Annotated in this window: 18 protein-coding genes and 2 pseudogenes; 9 read left to right on the top strand and 11 right to left on the bottom strand. The window is 63.8% G+C overall.

Features of this window, described 5'->3' with window-relative positions:
- Nucleotides 1–382 precede the first annotated feature (382 nt).
- The 3 genes from ITJ69_RS14815 to ITJ69_RS14805 all read left to right on the top strand — a co-directional run bounded on the left by ITJ69_RS14815 (nt 383) and on the right by ITJ69_RS14805 (nt 5715).
- Nucleotides 383–2875: a LuxR C-terminal-related transcriptional regulator gene (locus ITJ69_RS14815; protein ID WP_194673153.1), complete on the top strand. Its 2493-nt coding sequence runs from the start codon at nt 383–385 to the stop codon at nt 2873–2875.
- 246 nt (nt 2876–3121) lie between these two features.
- Nucleotides 3122–4741, top strand: coding sequence for a hypothetical protein (locus ITJ69_RS14810; protein WP_194673152.1), 1620 nt, complete (start codon nt 3122–3124; stop codon nt 4739–4741).
- Between the two features lie 365 nt (nt 4742–5106).
- Nucleotides 5107–5715 (top strand): hypothetical protein, encoded by a 609-nt coding sequence (locus ITJ69_RS14805; protein WP_194673151.1) that lies wholly within the window; start codon nt 5107–5109, stop codon nt 5713–5715.
- A 158-nt stretch (nt 5716–5873) separates the two neighbouring features.
- Here ITJ69_RS14805 and ITJ69_RS14800 read toward each other — a convergent pair whose 3' ends face one another.
- The 10 genes and pseudogenes from ITJ69_RS14800 to nrdH form a co-directional block, all read right to left on the bottom strand.
- Complete coding sequence (locus ITJ69_RS14800) at nt 5874–6335, bottom strand: MarR family winged helix-turn-helix transcriptional regulator (RefSeq protein WP_194673150.1); 462 nt, start codon at nt 6333–6335, stop codon at nt 5874–5876.
- Nucleotides 6332–6742 (bottom strand): EVE domain-containing protein, encoded by a 411-nt coding sequence (locus tag ITJ69_RS14795; RefSeq protein WP_194673149.1) that lies wholly within the window; start codon nt 6740–6742, stop codon nt 6332–6334. The genes ITJ69_RS14800 and ITJ69_RS14795 overlap by 4 nt, the downstream gene beginning before the upstream one ends.
- A complete protein-coding gene (locus tag ITJ69_RS14790) occupies nt 6739–7155 on the bottom strand; it encodes an SRPBCC family protein (RefSeq protein WP_228505800.1) in 417 nt (138 codons plus the stop codon). The genes ITJ69_RS14795 and ITJ69_RS14790 overlap by 4 nt, the downstream gene beginning before the upstream one ends.
- A 316-nt stretch (nt 7156–7471) precedes the next feature.
- Nucleotides 7472–7762: pseudogene (locus tag ITJ69_RS14785) on the bottom strand (integrase core domain-containing protein); the annotation flags it as partial.
- Nucleotides 7763–7769: 7 nt separating this feature from the next.
- Nucleotides 7770–9167 carry an IS30 family transposase gene (locus ITJ69_RS14780; RefSeq protein ID WP_194673147.1) on the bottom strand — a complete coding sequence of 466 codons (1398 nt, stop codon included), beginning with the start codon at nt 9165–9167 and terminating at the stop codon, nt 7770–7772.
- Nucleotides 9168–9213: 46 nt separating this feature from the next.
- Nucleotides 9214–10088: pseudogene (locus ITJ69_RS20520) on the bottom strand (IS3 family transposase); the annotation flags it as partial.
- Nucleotides 10089–10240: 152 nt separating this feature from the next.
- Nucleotides 10241–11242 (bottom strand): class 1b ribonucleoside-diphosphate reductase subunit beta, encoded by a 1002-nt coding sequence (gene nrdF, locus ITJ69_RS14770; RefSeq protein WP_110892181.1) that lies wholly within the window; start codon nt 11240–11242, stop codon nt 10241–10243.
- Nucleotides 11243–11336: 94 nt separating this feature from the next.
- Nucleotides 11337–13442 carry a class 1b ribonucleoside-diphosphate reductase subunit alpha gene (nrdE, locus tag ITJ69_RS14765; protein WP_194673145.1) on the bottom strand — a complete coding sequence of 702 codons (2106 nt, stop codon included), beginning with the start codon at nt 13440–13442 and terminating at the stop codon, nt 11337–11339.
- 17 nt (nt 13443–13459) lie between these two features.
- Entirely contained in the window at nt 13460–13876 is a 417-nt protein-coding gene (gene nrdI, locus ITJ69_RS14760; RefSeq protein WP_194673144.1) for a class Ib ribonucleoside-diphosphate reductase assembly flavoprotein NrdI, read from the bottom strand.
- A gap of 110 nt (nt 13877–13986) precedes the next feature.
- Nucleotides 13987–14220 (bottom strand): glutaredoxin-like protein NrdH, encoded by a 234-nt coding sequence (gene nrdH, locus ITJ69_RS14755; RefSeq protein WP_017886897.1) that lies wholly within the window; start codon nt 14218–14220, stop codon nt 13987–13989.
- Nucleotides 14221–14553: 333 nt separating this feature from the next.
- On the opposite strand from nrdH, the gene ITJ69_RS14750 reads away from it, so the two are divergent.
- From ITJ69_RS14750 to ITJ69_RS14740, 3 genes are all read left to right on the top strand, one after another.
- The gene (locus ITJ69_RS14750) at nt 14554–15759 is read left to right on the top strand and encodes an MFS transporter (RefSeq protein WP_123673613.1); all 1206 of its coding nucleotides are present in this window, start codon (nt 14554–14556) and stop codon (nt 15757–15759) included.
- 214 nt (nt 15760–15973) lie between these two features.
- Nucleotides 15974–16792 carry an aldo/keto reductase gene (locus tag ITJ69_RS14745; RefSeq protein WP_194673143.1) on the top strand — a complete coding sequence of 273 codons (819 nt, stop codon included), beginning with the start codon at nt 15974–15976 and terminating at the stop codon, nt 16790–16792.
- Nucleotides 16793–16843: 51 nt separating this feature from the next.
- Nucleotides 16844–17416: a hypothetical protein gene (locus ITJ69_RS14740; protein ID WP_194673142.1), complete on the top strand. Its 573-nt coding sequence runs from the start codon at nt 16844–16846 to the stop codon at nt 17414–17416.
- Here the strand turns inward: ITJ69_RS14740 and ITJ69_RS14735 are convergent.
- Complete coding sequence (locus ITJ69_RS14735; protein ID WP_194673141.1) at nt 17413–17664, bottom strand: hypothetical protein; 252 nt, start codon at nt 17662–17664, stop codon at nt 17413–17415. The two genes, ITJ69_RS14740 and ITJ69_RS14735, sit on opposite strands and share 4 nt — an antisense overlap.
- A gap of 85 nt (nt 17665–17749) precedes the next feature.
- On the opposite strand from ITJ69_RS14735, the gene ITJ69_RS14730 reads away from it, so the two are divergent.
- From ITJ69_RS14730 to ITJ69_RS14720, 3 genes are all read left to right on the top strand, one after another.
- Nucleotides 17750–18616 carry a LysM peptidoglycan-binding domain-containing protein gene (locus ITJ69_RS14730; RefSeq protein ID WP_194673140.1) on the top strand — a complete coding sequence of 289 codons (867 nt, stop codon included), beginning with the start codon at nt 17750–17752 and terminating at the stop codon, nt 18614–18616.
- Nucleotides 18617–18686: 70 nt separating this feature from the next.
- Entirely contained in the window at nt 18687–19208 is a 522-nt protein-coding gene (locus ITJ69_RS14725) for a ribonuclease H family protein (RefSeq protein WP_194673139.1), read from the top strand.
- Nucleotides 19209–19294: 86 nt separating this feature from the next.
- The gene (locus tag ITJ69_RS14720; protein ID WP_194673138.1) at nt 19295–20332 is read left to right on the top strand and encodes an NAD-dependent epimerase/dehydratase family protein; all 1038 of its coding nucleotides are present in this window, start codon (nt 19295–19297) and stop codon (nt 20330–20332) included.
- Nucleotides 20333–20353 lie beyond the last annotated feature (21 nt).

Here is a 20353-nt window from a genome sequence, read left to right as displayed (position 1 = left end):
ACTATGGTGCTACCAATGGGTCAGATCGATTCTGCTGCACTAGCACATGGAGTAGTTAGCCACCGACATTAGGTGTCAAGCACCCAAAGACGAGAATGCCCTGAGTAGACTACTGAGTGATACAATCGAGCCCCCTCAACTGAATACGCATTTGACAACAAAGAAGGTCGTGCACCTGCACATCCTCCAACTCCCCATCCCAACCCCACAACGACGTGAATGATTCAGATATGCCTCATTGCATCTCTATCCGGACCAACGTACTACCACACTCTAGTTCATTCCATCATTTCACTCAAAAACAGATTGAACTCCGATGCCCTATCAGTTAGATGACGCCACAGACTCCGTACGGCGGTGGCTACGGATTGGCATCAACGTAATGATCAACGGCGACCGCGGTTCCGGAAAATCGACAGTGATGAAACAACTAATTCACCATCTAGAGCGGCAGTTTCCAGTCATACATTTGCAAGGACGGCTAACAGAAGAAAAGAGGCCATTACTTCCATTCCTCAGTCACGACTTGATCACTAGTGCGGAAACGAACGGAAAAGCCATTGATTTGGGCCGTATCGAAGCAACTTTCACGCAAGCACTGCGCCAAGCGCGGTCATTCATTTTAGTCGACGATCTGGACAAAATGGAGGAATCAAGCCTGTCGACACTCAGTCGCATAATCGACAAGAGTGGTGCCATCGTCATAGCAAGCGTCACTGATACCGCGGCGAGCGATAAACTGGCCGACTTTATCGTTCAGCGCGTTTTTGCTGAGGTGGGCATACAGCCTTTGGGCTATGCCGGTCTTGGCCATATATTAACGGAGCACCTCGGCGGACCTCCTGATGCCTCGCTACTGGCACACTTGGTGCAGGAATCTGGCGGCAACCCACGCATCGCTATCGCCCAGGCGGATTCCGCCCGTTGGGCGGGCGCCATTGCGCAGGATGGACAATTTTGGGTTGCGCAGACCACTAATCAAAATATTCCTCTCCACGCCGTGGCGCACTCGCTCATGTCTGGCCTTTCCCAAAAGGAACGTGCCGTCCTCGAACTGATCGCTTGGTCGGGTCCACTAAGATTAGCGGAACTTGAACTTCTGACTACCACAGACACGATAACGAGCCTTGTGCGGGCGAGAAGACTAAACATTTATGACAACGAGCAGACGTTGATCAACATCAGTCCTCCAGCTCTAGCGGAGGCGCTGCGGCAAAAACTTGACCCGTACACCAAAATCCGATTGAAGCAGCAGCTGCATTCAGTAGTACTTCGAAACGAGATGCATGAACCTGCAATTGACAACAACTCAGTTCAGGAGTCAATTCGACTCGATGACACAGACTCTAATCTGACAGATACCGTCGGAACAATGTTAGATCGCGCAGATATTCGAGAGCGGCTTGCTTGGCGTAGATGGGAGGAGCGTGCAGATATTTTGAATGCGATAGCACTTTTAGAGGCCTCGATCGGGCATCAACCGACTCGTGATATTTCCATAGTCTTCAGCAAAACAGATCACGCCCTGGAGACTCGACCGCAATCGCAGGCACGCTTCCACGTGCTACAGGCCCAGTACCTGGCGAGCCAGGGTCAGCGCGAGCAGGCGCTTAATCTCCTAAGATCAGCAATGGAAGGCAACATCGCTTGGACCAAATTCCTGCACATCTTCAGCAACAGCCTCGAGGATAGCACTTCTGATCCGCTTCGACTTGAAGACCTACAGATTGCCGCGTCGCAGCTAGGGCCGTCTGAGAAAGCCTGGGCGGCAATGGAGCATGCACGCGATCTCCTTGTGCGCGCACGTGGTTCCGACGCTATCCAAATCTGCGCTGAGCACCAAGCGCACGAACTTAATCCTCAGGTAGAGTTTGCACTGCAGGCCACACACAGTGACGCCCTCCTTGTGGTCGGGGACTTGGGCGCCCTCATCGACTTTTCGCGGCAACGCCTACAGCAAGCGGTAGAGAAACAAAACATTTCGGCGATCCGGATTCATGCGCTAGGACTAGCGGAAGGTTTGTTCTTCCAGGGCGACACGCATGGCGCGTGGCAAACTATTAGTTATGCGCTTCGATTTGGCCCCCCCGGACCGTTTGACTTCAGCCGCTACTCCCGGATGCTCGCTCTCGCCGTAGAGTTGTGTAGCCGTTTAGGTGATAGTGATCTGACGCGAGTTCTTATGCGCGAGCTCGATCAATACCAGTATCCACTTGACTCCCCGTTTGGCAACGCTCGAGAGTGGGTGGAGTCGGCCACTATGCTTCGATTGAGCAGGGACGAAGAGGTCGCAAGAGCGCTTTGGCAACGCGGCTTGCAGGCGTACAGCGCTGGCCATTTGGCGTCAGCAGCACTTGCGTGGGCAAGCATCATAGCTGTGCTTGATAAAGATCAGCTCACTCTTCTGGAGGACCTGATTGACAAAATTCCAGCAAACCTTTTGTCGCCTGTGCTCGGACTACACGCGGCGCAAGCTGGCAATGATCCGAAGCAATTGTTGCTTGCAATGACGAAAGTTCGCTTGCACCCCTTCCGTCGCAATGTCGCGTTCGCCTTGAAGCGCCTCCAGGTCTTGCGCGCCAAGGAGGGGCTGCCTCCAGCAACGTCAGCCGAGTTGGTTGACCTTCTCATATCTGACGATTCTGCGCGGCCGACAACGGCTGCTATCAATTACTCACATGCAAGAGAACAATTGTTGACCGATCGCGAACGAGAAGTTGTTTCACTCGCGCGAGCAAGCAAAACGAATAAAGAAATTTCTAGTCTTTTGTCGGTTAGCGTTCGGACTGTCGAGAATCACCTGTATCGCGCACTGCGCAAGCTAAATTTGCGTAGCCGAGCCCAACTGATCACGGAGTGGCAGCAACAGGATTGATCCTGAGTAGCGATACCCAGATCGCGACCTCGGTCTGAGTAACTGTCACCGACTCTTACTCCAAAGAGAGCCTAGACCACGCACTTTGGTACTCTGATACGCCATTTGCTGCGCCAACTAGAGCACCAGGTTCTAGTCTGGCTGCGGCACTGCGGGTCGGTAGGCTCCGAATTAAAGTATCGAACTCGAAAACCACTTCAATGTCGAGGGCAGTGCGATCACGTCGCTTCGACATTAGAATTGATTATGCATTTCTTTCAGAAATTTGTTTGGTTAGCCGTTTTCGTTGGTGGGGCCACGCTCGTTGCCACGCCCGCAGTAGCTGTTGAAGGTCCCGATATTCTCCAGATAGAACAAACCGGCGGGCGAATTTATCCGTACGCCGGCCTCGGAGGGACCACCTCCGTGCGGGTTACCTCCCCCGCAAAAGCGGCCTCCAATGACGTGTTCGTTCATTACACGCCTCTCAACGATGATTCGGGTATGACTCCCGATGGAGAGTCGACGTGCGCACAGCCTGGTGGCCCGGGAAGCACGGTTGACTGCGGTCCATACAAGCTGGAAGCTAATAAGTCAGTCTTGCTGAATTTTAGGTACATGTTGCCCGCCGACTACCTGCTGCGTCATGGGCAAAAACCTTTCGACATGCATCTCACCGCGTCTTCCGCGGCCCTCGACTACACATCCAAGGCAACTATCGCAACCACCAAGGGCGTGATGTCGGCAGTCTCAATTCAAACAGGCCTGCGCATCGAAGAACCCGGTTCACCCGCACCCAGTCGGCCATCGGTTTCTCCGGCGGGAGATTACGACATCTTCTCTCCTGGCCGGAAAGATTTGCAGCTTATCACCGCCTATGGCGGGTATAGCGATATCCGCAACATCCAAATTAAACTGCTACTCCCGGAACATGTTCACACCCTGACCCTTCCGGAAACCTGCGAACGAATTGGTTCGATAATTACATGTACTCGACCCCTCACGAAAGCGGCTACTTTCTCGGTTATTTCTCTGCCAATTGAAGTAGACAATTCACTCTCCCCCGGCACGCACATTCCCCTGTCTCTTCCAACAGCATCCGTGAGCAGCCCTAATGAACCCAAGGGCGAAGTGAATAGTTGGGATGGCATTGCAAAGGGCGGGCCGTACGCTCTGGTTGTAAACCCGTCGGTAGATGTCTGGCTCGGCTCTGATTCTTCTGTTTCAACAGTGGAAGGACGGGATGTTCAGTTCGAACTTCAGGTTGGTAATGCCGATAACTTCACAGCAGCTGATGAGGTCTCCGCAATGTTCTCCCTGTCGGGGGCGACAGCGAGCAACACTCGAGTAGATCTCGAAGGTTGCACAGTGGTAGATAGCGCGCATATCGCATGCGACATTGGACCCCTGGGGCCAGGTGAGTCTCTTCGCGGTACGGTAACGACGTTCGTGCCGACGGGCACGGCTGGTAATCGGCTCGTACTCGAAGGGCAATCTAAGTCAGGAGCAGTTGAACGCGATGGCTCGAATAACGCCTCCCTCTCGGTAGTTCGCATCGAGGCCGAACCAGCAGAACCGACCGAACCGACCGAACCAGCAGAACCGACCGAACCGGCCGAGCCAGCAGAACCGACCGAACCGGCCGAACCAGCAGGGCCCGCCGGTAGTACATCACCTGTGCTTATCCCGGATACTGGTTCGTCAGCGCCGAGGGACGGGATCCGGGTCCAGCGGGCTGCGTCGCCAGATGAACTGGCGTTCACGGGTGCATCATTGGACGTAGTTGTTGTTGGCTCCCTGATGCTGCTGCTTGGCGGAGTGTCCGCTTGGTTCATGGGTCGCAAACTTGGCAAGGAGGACGTCCAGGAGAATCAGGAACCGATGTAAAGATTGGCAGCGCTGGGCTGGCTTCTCGAGCGATCCCAGCGCTGCAAATCGAGCGCTGGTTCGAGCCGTCCAGCGGTTCACGACCGCGACGGGCACGTATACATGGCACCTCGACGGCCGACGTCGAGAAAGGGCAGGAGGACTCTGCTCGGTGCCGGTGTACGGAACCTGGTTCCTCGTGGCGGTGGTCCTCTACGGTTCCAGCCGGCGCGCGGTGCGGGCACTCCACGCGCTGGCAGCACTCTCCGGCCGCATCTATCGGTGACCCGAAGAGGTGACGAGCCCGGTGACATCGCGCACGCCACCCGGCCAGTTCAGTCTCGGGACGGGGCAAGAGCGTCATGGGTACTAGATACGTTGAAGTCATGGAAGCCCCCTCCGACCGGATCGCTCGCGCCATCGAGGACGCGCTGTCAGCCGTTGCCTCGAACGCGCAAGCCAGCGTCATCACGCGAGCGGCCCTCCGCGTCGCGATTCTGCGACGAGACGTCGTCGCTGAGTTCTGGCTCCGGATGGAGGTGCAGGGCATCAACGACGCCAGCCGGCCCCGCAATCGGGAGTTGCTTGCACGCCTGACGGCGCAGATCGGCGAGGATGACGCAACGAGGCAATGGGAGTCCGCCGGCAAGGCCCTGACTGCGCGGCGGACCACGACCGTTGACGGGACGAAGATCATGCTGGCGCCGTTCGTTGCGGAGCTCGAGTCACTACTCGCCTCCATGGAAGCGATCCACGACGACGAGATCCCGGCTGGGATGACACCGCTCGACACCGGCATGGCGTTCCTCGAGCGGCAGAAGGCCCGTTCGACGCTCTCGATGCCCCTCGCCGAGCGCCGCGGAGTCCTCGAACGGGTCAAGGACGCCGCGTACACCTATGTCCTCGATGCGGAGGCCCAGATCCTCGCCGGCGAGACGGTGCCCGACTCGGTCGCGCGAGGACGCGAGTTCGTGGCACGCAGTCTCCAACGCTGATGGGCCGTTGTCGCTCTCCGCTCTCGAAGAATGCTGAGCCATCACGCATGAGAAGGACGGTCACGCAGTCGTAGGCCGACTGATTGACCGGGAGCCGTGAGGTGCGCGCGTGTGCCACGAGTGGCATGGCAACGCTTCTCCCGGTCATACTGCTGCACCTACATTGGCTCGACGTTCTCTGCATCGAGGGTTGCCAGTGAGCGAGTGAAGCTTGGGGCATCGTCGCCGAGGCCAGCGAAGTATGAGTGGTCTGCGTGCTCGACGGCGGCGTTCGCGCGGTTTACGAGATTGACTCCTGCGGGGGTCGGGGCGAGGGTTCGCGCTCTCCCATCGGTCGGATGCGCGAGGCGTTCGATCAGGCCCTTGCTCTCTAAGGCGCGGAGCACTTGTGAGGTCATCATGGGGTCGGTCGCGGCGCGTGCTGCGAGGTCGCGCTGCGTGACCGGGGCCCCGCGATCCATAGAGGTGAGCACGGCCAGGAGCACGAACTGCACATGGGTCAGGTCGAACGGGGCGAGTACGGCCCGGATGGTGCGCTGCCACGAGTTCGTGACACGCCACAGCATGAGCCCGGTACTGGCCTGCGGGTCGGGGTAGGCGGTATCGAGTGCACCGGTCATGCGCGCATCGCCTCTCTGATGATCTGCACATCGTGGGCGTCGAGGGGTACGAGTCCGTAGCGAAGCTGGTAGCCCCAGTTTGGTTCCCCGGTCAGATGCAGGCGGGGTCGGAGGTCGGCGAGGGGTACGGGGGTCGCCGTGAGGTAGTCGATGCGTCTCCGGTAGGGAGTGAAGTCACCCTCGTTGGCCTGCCAGATGTCATCGTCGGCGACGGTGCCGATCGCGGTGAAGCACTGGTACGGGATGCGGTCGCCTCGCTGCCGTGTTGGGGAATAGTAGACGAGGGTGTCGCCGGGCTGCATCCGTGCCAGAGGTGCGCGTTTGCCGTGGTTGATCTGCGCGATGCCGAGTTCGACACCGCGACGTACATGCGCGGCGGAGACGACGCCGAGCCAGCCGCGACTCATGCGGCGTCCAAGTGTGCGAGCAGGCCGGTGACGCTCGACCGTGCGGCGTTCCCCAGGCGGCGTCCGAGAACGCGCTTCCACAGGGGCGCGAGCAGGCCCTCGACGCGCACGACAACCTCGACCGATGCTCCGTCCGATGCCGGGGTGACGAGGTGTTCGAAGACGAGCTTCGCTCCCGGCAGAGATGAGGCGTTCGTGAACACCCGGCCAGGCTCGAACGCCGTCACCGAGAACGACGCGGCAGGGCCGGAGGCCGGACGCATCCGCCCCCGCGCACCGATCCTCGCTGGCCCGGCGAACGTCACATCCCGAACCTCCGCATCCCACTCCGGCCAGCCCTCAGGATCAGCCCACCGCGAGAACACCGCCTCCGCCTCATGAACCGTCCGAGCAGCATACGAATCGAGAACCATCACCCATCTAGTATGCACGCTTATAAACTGCTCTGCAAGCTCACGCGCGCCATTAGCCCGCGTTCACCGACCCAAGGCTGGCCCGCCTTGGTACTGGCCGCTGTCGCCAGTACAGTCGGCGCACGCCGAAGACCAGCCAAATTACTAGGTAGCCGATCCCTACAACGATGAGAACGACTGCCGTGATCTGCATGGTGTCTCCTTTCCCTCGCCAGGCCTACGCTGCGGGCTTCATATCGGGGTAAGTAGCACTGCGAGTAGCGGGGCTACTCGGGCTTCGATAGGGGACTGCCGCAGGTTTGGTTGACTCGTTCGTTTAGGCCGCGAGTGCGACCTGTGGATTGATGATCGTCTCGTACTCGATTGGGGTCAACTTCCCGAGACCACGTTGGCGTCGTTTCCGGTGGTAGGTGCCCTCGATCCAGGTGATGATCGCCAGCCGGAGTTCCTCCCGGGTGGACCATCGCTTCCGGTTGAGGACGTTCTTCTGCAGCAGGGCGAAGAACGATTCCATCGCCGCGTTGTCCGCGCACGCGCCGACTCGGCCCATCGATCCGAGCAGCCCGGCGTCGCTGAGCGCGCGGACGAACTTCTTCGAACGGAACTGGCCGTATTCAACCGGTCGTCGCAACAGTGGTTTGTTGGCTCGAGCGTAGTTGGTCGGCGAAGACCTCAGCAGGAGTGCGCCAGCCAAGGATGCCCCGTGGTCGGTTGTTGATCGCATCGGCAATGGCGGCGATTTCCGCAGCGCTCCAGCGAGACAGGTCGGTGCCTTTCGGGAAGTACTGCCGCAGCAGACCGTTGAGGTGCTCGTTGCTGCCGCGCTGCCAGGGGCTCTTCGCGTCGGCGAAGTAGACCGGCATCCCGATCTGTGCGGTCAGAAGTGTGTGCGCGGACATCTCTTTCCCGCGGTCCCAGGTCAACGAGCGACGCAATGATGCGGGCAGTGCGTCGAAAGTGGCGACGAGCGCGTTCTTCATGGTCACAGCCCCGTAGCCAGCCAAGGCCGGCCCGTTCTTCCGCGGCGGTATGAGCCCGTAGCCGACCTGTCTCGGCAGGTGCACCAGCATCGCGAACCGTGTGCTCCGATCGATCAGCGTTCCGATCGCGGATCGCTTGAGCCCGATGATGAGGTCCCTTTCCCAGTGCCCAGCGACGTCACGGCCGTCCGCTTCCGCGGGCCGCTGCTTCAGCGTCGTGCTGGCCGTGACGTGCGCCCACGCCTGCATCCGGGTCCGTGCTCGAGGTTTGCGCTTCGTCCGCCCGCGCCGCAGATGCCACGACTGCTCCCTCGTCAGGCCGCCTCGATCAGGGATGTAGAGGGCTTGGTAGATCGCTTCGTGCGAGATCCGCATGGACGGGTCGTACGGGAACTCGACCGGGAGTCGTCTCGCGATCTGCTGCGGACTCCACGCAGCAACCCACTCTCGGTCCTCGCGGTGCGGCTTGTTCTTCCCGTCCCACGCCGGTCCTTCCGGACCGATCCGGTTCCCAGCACTGTCGTGGAGGCGGCCGCTGAGCTTATCGGCGACATAGTCGCGAAGCCGCTGGTTCGTGCGTAGCTTCGCCACCTTCGGTCGGCGCGCTCGACGTTCCGCGTGCCACTGCGCCGTCGAGGCCTTGTAGTTCAGCCGGTAGGTGCGTGTTGATGCGTTTCGTCGCAGCTCGCGGGAGATCGTCGACGGCGCACGGCCAAGGCTGGCCGCGATCTCGCGCACGCCGTCACCGCGCGCACGCATCAACGCGATGTCCTCACGCTCGTGCGACGACAGATACCTTCCTGACAGCGTCGGAGCGAGGTTGGGGTTCACGCCGCCAGCGTGCCGGAACCATCGATGCGCGACGGGCTCGGACACGCCCGCGGCGACACCGGCCTCTCGCGTCTTCACACCCGCCGCGATCGCAGCCCAGAACGCGACCCGATCCTCCCGCCACGCCACCGCCGGTCTGCCCGGCGACGGAATCTGCCCCCGATACGCCTGGACTTGTCGCTGACGATCTCGAACCCGCATCGAACACCTCCGGTATCAGGTGTTGCGACGACCGGTTGAATACGGCCTGGCTCCCTCGATCTGAGTGGACAACCGTCCCGGCTGGGTTCCGGCGATGTACCGCCATCTGCAGGGCCGCGACGGCAAGCGAGGACCGCATCCGGTCACTGATCGAGTAACCCACGATCCGGCGGGAGCAGGCGTCCTTCACCGCACAGAGGTAGAGCTTGCCCTCACCTGTCGGGTGCTCGGTGATGTCCGTCAGCCACAGCCGGTCCAGGTCTGGCGCCGTGAACGCTCGTCGGACCCGGTCGTCGTGCACCGGCGGCCCAGCCTTGCGATTCAGGCCACGCTTCTTCGCGTGCAGCGACCAGAGCCGCTGCTGCGAGCACAACCGCCACACCCGCCGTTCCGATGCTCGATGGCCGGCAGCATGAAGGTCATCGGCGATGAACCGGTACCCGAACGTCGGATCGTCCCGATGCGCATCGATCGCTGCGTTGGTGAGGTGCGCATCCTCCCAGTCCCGCTGAGAAACCGGGTCGGCGCGCCACCGATAGAACGCCTGCTTCGAGAAGCCCAGCACCCGGCAGGCCACCGCGACCGGGATCCGGTCGGCGGCGAGTTCGAGGACCAGCGGGTAGATCATTTTGGGAGTTGCGACTGGGCGAAGTACGCGGCCGCCCGGCGGAGGATCTCGTTCTCCTGCTCGAGCAGCCGGATCCGCTTTTGCGCTTCCCGCAGGTCGGCTTGCTCAATCGCTTTCGCCGACGGCGACGCTGCGACACTGGTGCCGTCGTCGCGGTCCGCGAGCCGCAACCAGCGGGCCAGGCAAGACTCGGACACGCCGAAGTCCTTCGCGACCTGCCGCACCGACGTCTCGCCCTTCCGGGCGACCGCGATCACATCACGGCGGAACTCTTCCGGATACGCCTTCACCATGGCGCACATCCTTCCAGCAGGAGCCAACGCCCCTACCTGTCAGGAGTCAACCGAACCTGCAGCAGTCCCATTTCGTTGACGGGACGATATACGGACACAGAAACGCCCCGCCAGCCGAAGCCAGCGGGGCGTCCCCACGAGTCAGACCAAGATCAGAAGTCCCAGTCCTCGTCCTCAGTCTTCTCCGCCTTGCCGATGACGTACGACGACCCGGATCCCGAGAAGAAGTCGTGGTTCTCGTCCGCGTTCGGCGACAGGGCCGACAGGATCGCCGGGTTCACGTCCGTCGTCTCCTTGGGGAACATCGGCTCGTAGCCCAGGTTCATCAGCGCCTTGTTGGCGTTGTAGTGCAGGAACTTCTTGACGTCCTCGGTCAGCCCGACCTGGTCGTAGAGGTCCTGCGTGTACTGCACCTCGTTCTCGTACAGCTCGAAGAGCAGGTTGAACGTGTAGTCCTTGATCTCCTGCTTGCGCTCTTCGGAAGCGCCTTCGAGGCCCTTCTGGAACTTGTACCCGATGTAGTACCCGTGGACGGCTTCGTCGCGGATGATCAGGCGGATCAGGTCGGCGGTGTTGGTGAGCTTGGCGCGGGACGACCAGTACATCGGCAGGTAGAAGCCGGAGTAGAACAGGAACGACTCGAGCAGCGTCGAGGCGACCTTGCGCTTCAGGGGGTCGTCACCGGTGTAGTAGTCGAGGACGATCTGGGCCTTCTTCTGCAGGTTCACGTTCTCGGTGGACCAGCGGAAGGCGTCGTCGATCTCGGGCGTCGACGCCAGGGTCGAGAAGATCGACGAGTAGCTCTTCGCGTGGACCGATTCCATGAACGCGATGTTCGTGTAGACGGCTTCTTCGTGGGGGGTGATCGCGTCGGGGATCAGGCTGATCGCGCCGACGGTGCCCTGGATGGTGTCGAGCAGCGTCAGGCCGGTGAAGACCCGCATGGTGAGCTGCTGCTCTGCCGGCGTCAGCGTGTTCCACGACTGCACGTCGTTCGACAGCGGCACCTTCTCGGGCAGCCAGAAGTTGTTGACCAGCCGGTTCCAGACCTCGACGTCCTTGTCGTCCTGGATGCGGTTCCAGTTGATGGCACTGACCGCGCTGATCAGCGGGATGGACTTGCCCGTGGCGTGGACCGGGTCGGTGAGGGTCATGGGATTGTCTTCCGGATTCGAGATGGTGATCTGATGACGGACTGGAGGCGCGGGGCGGGGCCCGCCCCGCGCCTCCAGGAAGAGAGCGGCAGCTCTACAGCATGCAGCTGACGCAGCCCTCGACCTCGGTGCCCTCGAGGGCGAGCTGGCGCAGACGGATGTAGTAGATCGTCTTGATGCCCTTGCGCCATGCGTAGATCTGGGCCTTGTTGATGTCACGCGTGGTGGCGGTGTCCTTGAAGAACAGCGTCAGGGACAGGCCCTGGTCCACGTGCTGCGTCGCCGCGGCGTACGTGTCGATGATCTTCTCGGCACCGATCTCGTACGCGTCCTGGTAGTAGTCCAGGTTGTCGTTCGTCATGAACGGCGCCGGGTAGTAGACGCGGCCGAGCTTGCCTTCCTTGCGGATCTCGATCTTCGACGCGATCGGGTGGATCGACGACGTCGAGTGGTTGATGTACGAGATCGAACCGGTCGGCGGGACGGCCTGCAGGTTCTGGTTGTAGATGCCGTGCTCCTGGACGGACGCCTTCAGCGCCCTCCAGTCGTCCTGCGTCGGGATGGTGATGTTCGCGTTGTCGAACAGCGAGGCGACACGAGCGGTCGCGGGGGTCCACGCCTGGTCGGTGTACTTGTCGAAGAACTCACCCGACGCGTACTTCGAGTCGCGGAACCCGTCGAAGGTCTCGCCGGTCTCGATGGCGATGTTGTTCGAGGCGCGCAGGGCGTGGAACAGCACCGTGTAGAAGTAGATGTTCGTGAAGTCGATGCCCTCTTCGGAGCCGTAGTAGACGCGCTCCCGAGCGAGGTAGCCGTGCAGGTTCATCTGGCCGAGGCCGATGGCGTGCGACTTGTCGTTGCCGTCCTCGACGGAACGCACCGAGGCGATGTGCGACATCTGCGACACGGACGTCAGGCCACGGATCGCGGTCTCGATGGTCTTGCCGAAGTCCGGCGAGTCCATCGTCAGCGCGATGTTCAGCGACCCGAGGTTGCAGGAGATGTCCTTGCCGATCTCCTTGTAGGACAGGTCCTCGTTGAAGGTCGTCGGGGTGTTGACCTGCAGGATCTCCGAGCACAGGTTGGACATGTTGATCCGACCCTTGATCGGGTTGGCCTTGTTCACCGTGTCCTCGAACACGATGTACGGGTAGCCGGACTCGAACTGGATCTCGGCGATGGTCGTGAAGAAGTCACGCGCCTTGATCTTCGTCTTCTTGATGCGCGAGTCGTCGACCATCGCGCGGTAGTTCTCGGAGATCGGGACGTCGCCGAACGGGACGCCGTAGACCTTCTCGACGTCGTACGGCGAGAACAGGTACATGTCCTCGTTGTTCTTCGCGAGCTCGAACGTGATGTCCGGCACGACGACGCCGAGGGACAGCGTCTTGATGCGGATCTTCTCGTCGGCGTTCTCGCGCTTGGTGTCGAGGAACTTCATGATGTCCGGGTGGTGGGCGCTGAGGTAGACCGCGCCGGCACCCTGACGCGCACCGAGCTGGTTCGCGTAGGAGAAGGAGTCTTCCAGCAGCTTCATCACGGGGATGATGCCCGAGGACTGGTTCTCGATCTGCTTGATCGGGGCGCCGGCCTCGCGGATGTTGGAGAGGAGCAGGGCCACGCCGCCGCCGCGCTTCGAGAGCTGCAGGGAGGAGTTGATCCCGCGCGAGATCGACTCCATGTTGTCTTCGATGCGCAGCAGGAAGCAGGAGACGAGCTCGCCGCGCTGGGCCTTCGCCGTGTTGAGGAACGTCGGGGTGGCGGGCTGGAAGCGGCCGGCGACGATCTCTTCGACCAGGTCGATGGCGAGCTGCTCGTTGCCCTGTGCCAGGCCGAGGGCGGTCATGACGACGCGGTCCTCGAAGCGCTCGAGGTAGCGCTTGCCGTCGAATGTCTTGAGCGTGTAGCTCGTGTAGTACTTGAACGCGCCGAGGAACGTCTGGAACCGGAACTTCTTCGAGTACGCCAGGTCGTTGAGTCGCTGGATGAAGTCCAGCGAGTACATGTCGATCGTGGCTTTTTCGTAGTACTCGTTCTCGACCAGGTAGTCGAGCCGCTCCTTCAGGTTGTGGAAGAAGACGGTGTTCTGGTTGACGTGCTGCAGGAAGAACTGCTTGGCGGCCTCACGATCCTTGTCGAACTGGATGTTCCCGTCCGCGTCGTAGAGGTTGAGCATCGCGTTGAGGGAGTGGTAGTCCATCCCCGTCTGCGGCGACGTCAGATCGACGTCTGCAACTGCTGCGTCCAAAATGCATCCAATCCTGTGTTGACCGCCGACACGTCGTCAGGGGTCCCGAAGAGTTCGAATCTGTAGAGAAGGGGGACGTTGCACTTCCGCGCGATGACGTCCCCGGCCAGGCCGTAGGCCTCGCCGAAGTTCGTGTTGCCGCCGACGACCACACCGCGGATGAGCGAGCGGTTGTGCGCGTCGTTGAGGAACTTGATGACCTGCTTGGGGACCGCACCCTCGCCGTTGCCGCCACCGTAGGTGGGCAGGAACAGGACGTAGGGCTCGTCCACGTGGAGGAAGGGTTCGCTCGGGTAGAGCGGGATCCGGTCCGCGTCGCGGCCGAGCTTCTCGACGAAGCGCGCGGTGTACCCGGACACGCTCGAGAAGTAGACCAATCGGCTCATGGCGCGCTCCTCGGTGGAAGGTGCGGACAGACGGACCGGGGGTGTCCTGTGGGCGGTGATCCGGGCCTCCTGAGCGGGTCCGGGGTGACCGTCCACAGGACGGGAGGCGACTACGCCAGTTCGGCGCTGAGCGTCGCGATCTTGTCGGGGCGGAAGCCCGACCAGTGGTCGTCGTCCGTGACGACGACGGGGGCCTGCATGTAGCCCAGGCTCTTGACGTGCTCGAGGGCTGCCTCGTCGGTGGAGACGTCGTGCACTTCGTACTCGATGCCCTTGTTGTCGAGGGCCCGGTACGTCGCTGTGCACTGGACGCAGGACGGCTTGGTGTAGACGGTGACGGCCATGTTCTCCCCTGGTTTCTGGGCCTGATTCCAGGTCCGAAGTTCGTGTGCGGTGCTGAGGACGACGCTACTACATGTTGTGCCCGGCGGACCCGTCGACCACAAGAGAAAGTGTTACACGCCTGTAGTTTCCACAACCCGATCCACAGACTGTGGATTCCCGGAGGCCCGGTTTTCCGCCACTCTCGCACCCACCACCGACACTCTCCACAAGCTGTGGACGGAAGTTCTCGACACCTCCCGTCGGCGTGTCTGAGAACGGTGTCGACGAGGACCTCCTCCACACCTCCCCCGGACGGGTGACACCCCGATCCGTCCGGTCCGTACACTCGTCTCGTGAGCACGTACGGCCCCCTCCTGAAGACCCCCGGCGTGGGTCGTGTCATCGCTGCACAGCTCACCGCGCGCTTCCCGTTCGGGATGCTCTCGCTGGCCTACCTGCTGCACGTCGAACACGTCTTCCACTCCTACGGCGCCGCCGGCCTGGTGCTCGCGACGACGAGTGTCGGGCAGGCGCTGGCGGGCCCACTCACCAGCCGCTGGATGGGCAGCTGGGGCATGCGCCCCGTCCTCATCCTGACGAGCATCGTCGCGCTCGTGAGCATGGGGGTCATCGGCTTCGTGCTCATGCCGCTCTGGGGCTACGTGGTGGTCGGGTTCCTCGGCGGCCTCGCGGTCCCGCCCGTGCAGCCGGCGGTCCGCACCATCTACCCCAAGATGGTGACCTCGTCGCAGCTCACCCCCTTGTTCTCGCTCGACGCCAGCGCCCAAGAACTGATCTGGGTCGCCGGCCCGGTCATCACCACCTTCGTCGCGACCCAGGTCGGCACAGTCGAGGCGATCGTCGTCGCCATGGTCTTCCTGGTGGTCGGCGGCATCTGGTTCATCGCCTCCCCCGAGCTCGGTCGCGTCCGCATCCCCCGCTCGAAGCGCGCGTTCGGCGTGGTGCTGAAGCGGCCGTCGGTCGTCGTCGCCACCCTGACCGGTCTGCTGCTCATCGGGGCGTGCGCGGCGGTCGAGGCCAGCGTCACCAGCGTCTTCGGCGAGGGCAGCCCGAACGCCGGCATCGTCTTGGCCGTCTTCGCGGTCGGGTCCCTGTTCGGTGGCCTGGCCTTCGGCCACCGTCCGATCTCCCCCAACACCCTGTGGACGCGCATGGCGATCGTCTTCGTCGGTCTCGCGCTCGCCCTGGGCGGCACGAACTTCTGGTGGCTCTGCATCGCCCTCGTGATCGCGGGCATCGGCATCGCGCCGGCACTCGCGGTGATGTTCGGTTCGGTCTCCGCCACCGTGAAGTTCTCCGACACCGCCGAGGCCTACGGCTGGATGGGCACCGGCCAGCTCATCGGCGCAGCGGGCGGTTCCGCGGTCGCCGGCTTCCTGATCGACAGCAGTGGCCCGGTGGGCGGCTTCACGGTCGGTGCGGTCATGGCCGGGGTGGGCGTCGTCGTCGCGCTCGGGGCGAAGCGCTGGCTGCCCGACCTGCGCGGCCGTGACGCCAGCCCCATCCCCGACACCGAGCCGGTGGTCCTGCCGACCTGAGCGGGGGGGGGGGGGGCGGGCGCGGCGCGGGCTTTCGGCGGCGTACCTGGTCGAATCGGGCGTACCTGGTCGAAAGTTCTGACCAGGTACGCCCGTTTGCGTTTGCGATCGCGGCCGGTGTGGGAAGGAACGTGCGTCCGGCAGACGGGTCGCGTTCTCCACAGATGGCCGGGAGGCCCGGCGCGCGCCCGCCACGCACCGGCAGGATGGGTGCATGGTCAGTTCACTTCCCCTGCGTGACGGCGCCGCGATCCCCGCGATCGGGTTCGGCGTCTACAAGGTCGACGACACCGAGGCCGAGACGGCGGTCGGTCTCGCGTTCGACGCCGGCTACCGGCACGTCGACACGGCCGAGATGTACGGCAACGAGACCGGCGTCGGGAACGCGATCCGGGCCTCCGGGCTCGACCGTGACGACGTCTTCGTGACGACCAAGGTGTGGAACGACCACCAGGGGCGCGACGCGACCCTGCGTGCGTTCGACGGCAGCCTCGAGCGGCTGGGGCTCGACGCGGTCGACCTCTACCTGATCCACTGGCCGGCCGCGGCGAACGACCGCTACGTCGACACCTGGCGCGCGCTCGTCGAGCTGCGCGACTCCGGCCGGGCGCGGAGCATCGGGGTCTCGAACTTCCAGGTGCCGCACCTGCAGCGGCTCGTCGACGAAACCGGTGAGGCGCCGGTGCTCAACCAGGTCGAGCGGCACCCGTGGCTCCCGCAGCGCGAGCTCATGGAGTTCCACCAGCAGCACGACATCGTCACCGGAGCCTGGTCGCCGCTCGGTCGCGGTCGGCTGATCGACGAACCGATCCTCACCGGCATCGCTGACGCACACGGGGTGAGCGTCGCGCAGATCCTCGTCCGGTGGAACGTGCAGCAGGGGGTCGTGGTGCTGCCGAAGTCGGTGACGCCGTCGCGGATCCGGTCGAACCTCGACGTCGACGGCTTCGTGCTCAGCGACGACGAGCTCGCGGCGATCGCCACGCTCGAGTCCGGGCAGCGGACGGGCTCGCACCCCGACTCGGTGTCGTGACGGTAGCGCCGTCGTGACGTGGTGCTCGCGTGACGGCGTAGGTTCTTCGGGGTGAACGATCCTCAGCAGACCGCCCGCGAGCACCTCGGGCCCGACGAGCACCTGTACTGGGCCGGCACGAGCGACCCGGCGAAGCTCTTCACGGGGCGGGACGGCTTCCTCATCCCGTTCTCCCTGCTGTGGACCGGCTTCGTCGCGTTCGCGGTCCTCGACGTCGTGCGGAACGGGTACCTCGGCGTGGGAGCGATCATCCCGATCGTGTTCTCGATCGTCGGCGTGCACCTGGTGGTCGGCCGCTTCTTCGTGAAGGCACACCGCAAGCGCACGACCGTGTACGCCGTCACCGACCGCCGCGCACTGATCATCACGCCGAACACCACCCGCGAGGTTCCGGTGGGACGCACCGATCGCACCATCACCTGGACCAGCGGCCGACGACACTGTTCGGTGGAGTGGAACACCGGCGATCCGAGCGGAGTGGCGGCGTTCTTCGCCGGCGGAGCGACCGCCAAGATCTACGCGAACACCGGACTCGACGGGCTGTTCGGACCGCAGCTGTTCGCCTTCTGGGACGTCCGCGACGGCGAGGAACTCGTCCGCGAACTCGACCGCGTGGCGCGCTAGCCCCGGCGGTCCTCCTCCGACTGCCACGGCAGGTGCAGATCGCCCGGTGCGGGTTCCACGTCGCCGGCGTCGTCCGCGCCTCCCGTTCCCGGTGCGGCGGTGATCTTGGACGTGTCGATGCCGTCCGCCTCGAGTTCGGCGTCGCTGCGCTGGTCGGTCTGCGACGCCTCGGTCTCCCGCTCGCTCGACGGGCTGTACGCAGTGTCGGTCGAGTCGGGATCCGGCGTCTCCGGGATGCTGTCGATCATGACCCGGACGGTAGTCCGTGTGCCCCGAGTACCAGTTCGGTCACGGCGGTCGAACGCGCCCGGCCCCGGCGATACGCTCGCTGCCGTGGGGGAGATCGAACGACGACGACGAACACGAGCGCGGACCGCGGCGAGCGCAGTGGCCGGCGGCACCGCACTGGTGGGGTTGCTGCTCACGGGCTGCACGGCGTTCGGCGGGGACGACCCCTTGCCGAAGCCAACCAGACAAGCTGCCGAGCGGACGGCGGAGCCGATCCCCGACCCGACGCTCATGACCGAACAGATCGGCGGCGACCCGGACGAGGTCGAGCAGGTCCTGCCCACCGGCACGGTCGCGGCGGAGACCGACGTCACCTCTCCGAGCGGTGACACGAGCATCCACGTTCGGATCGTCGCGAACGACCAGGGCACCTTCGACGCACAGTTGTCCGGCTACCGCACGACCAACCCGCAGCAGATGAGCCTGCAGTTCCGGCACCGGACCGCCAGCCCGCTCGATGGCGGTGACGCCTCGGCGCGGGACACGACCGAGTGGACCGCCGCCTCCGGGCCGCCGAAGACCGTGGTCATGAACGACGCCGGTGCACGACCGGACTACTTGCGCAGCGTCGTCCTCGTCCCCGCCTCAGTGCCGGACGAAGACCCGTCGAAACGCCCGTGGGTCGGATCGGTGCTGGCCGTCGGTGCTCTGGACTGGAAGATCCCGAACCCCTACCCGGACTTGCGCATCACCGTGGGCAAGGACCGACCGGGGGCGTACGGCATCGTCACGGACGCCGACGGACGACCGGCCGACTACCTGGTGGCGCACGGCGACGAGCTGACCACGGTCGCTCAGCGGTTCGGCATCACGCCGGCCGAGGTGCAGTGGCTCAACCCGTACATGGAGACCCGCGCCGACGACTGGTTGCTCGAGGGCAGCACGCTGAACCTCGATCCCGCACGCCGCTGACCTCGGCGCGGACGGCACTCGACCGTCCGTTACGCTCGACGGGCACCAGCCCCGACCAGGAGGTCCCCTCGTGACGATCGTCGCCGCAGCAGACGGCTCAGCCCTCGGCAACCCCGGCCCCGCTGGCTGGGCCTGGTACGTCGACGACGACCGCTGGGCCGCCGGTGGCTGGCCCCGGGCAACGAACAACATCGGCGAACTCACGGCCGTCCTGCAGTTGCTCCGCGCGACGAAGGACACCGGCGAGCCGCTGCACATCCTGTGCGACAGCCAGTACGCCATCAAGGCCTGCACCGAGTGGCTCGCTGGGTGGAAGCGGAAGAACTGGCGCAAGGCCGACGGCAAGCCGGTCATGAACGTCGAGATCATCAAGGAGCTCGACGCCGAACTGCAGGGCCGCAAGGTCACGTTCGAGTGGGTCCGCGGGCACGTCGGCCACGAGATGAACGAGGCCGCCGACGTCCGCGCCCGTGGTGCCGCCACCGCGTACCAGAACCACACCGACGTGCCGCACGGTCCGGGCTGGCCCGGCGTCGAGGTCACCGAGCCGTCCGCACTGCCCCAGGCGACCCCGCCGGCCACGCTCTTCTGACCGACGAGCTCGGTCAGCCTGGGTCTCGGAGACCCAGGAACACCGAGGCACTGGTCCGCATCCGACCCCGAGACGATGCTGGGCGCATGGAGAACACCGATCACGTCCTGGTCACCGGCGGCTCCGGCTTCATCGCCGGCCACCTGATCCTGCAGCTGCTCGACGCCGGGCACCGCGTCCGCACCACGATCCGGTCCCTCGACCGGGAACCCGCGGTCCGTGCGGTCCTCGCCGAAGCCGGCCTGAGCGCTGACGACCGGCTGGAGTTCGTCGCCGCTGACCTGACGTCCGATGACGGATGGGCTCAGGCGGTCGCGGACATCCACGTCGTGCACCACGTCGCCTCGCCGGTGATGCCCGGCCACGTCGAGGACGAGGACACCGTGATCCGTCCGGCGGTGGAGGGGACGCTGCGGGTGCTGCGCGCCGCACACGCGGCCGGAGTCGATCGCGTCGTGCTGACCTCAGCCTTCCACGCGGTCAGCTGGGGCCACCCGCACTCCGACCACGTGTTCACCGAGGCCGACTGGACGGTGCTCGACGGGCCCGGAGTCGACGCCTACGGGAAGAGCAAGACCCTCGCCGAACGCGCCGCGTGGGACTTCGTCGCGTCCGAGCCCGGTGCGCCGGAGCTCGTCACGACGATGCCGGTCGCGGTGATGGGTCCAGCGATGGGGCACGCGGTGTCGGGCGCGAACCACATCCTGCAGTCCATGCTCTCCGGAGCGATGCCCGCGACCCCGCGGCTGTTCATCCCCATCGTCGACGTGCGTGACGTCGCCGCGGCGCACGTCACCGCGACGACCGCCCCGGATGCAGCGGGCAAGCGGTTCCTCTTGTCGAACGGCCCGGCGCTCGAGATGGCCGAGATCGCCGCCACCCTGCGCGAGCACCTCGGTGACGACGCCCGGGCAGTCCCGACGCAGACGCTGCCCGACGACGTCGTACGGACCGCGGCCGAGACCCAGCCGCAGTTCCGTGCGATGGTGCCCGACCTCGGCTACGCCAAGCGCACCTCGAACGAGCGAGCCCGCACCGTGCTCGGCTGGACCCCTCGTGATCCGCACGAGGCGATCGTGGCGGCGGCCCGGAGCCTGGTGGCGAAGGGCCTGGTCCACCCCTGACCAGCCCTGGTCCACCCCTGA

Source organism: Curtobacterium sp. VKM Ac-2887 (genome assembly GCF_015350935.1).
GTDB lineage: Bacteria > Actinomycetota > Actinomycetes > Actinomycetales > Microbacteriaceae > Curtobacterium.
This window is presented reverse-complemented; position numbering and strand designations above follow the sequence as displayed.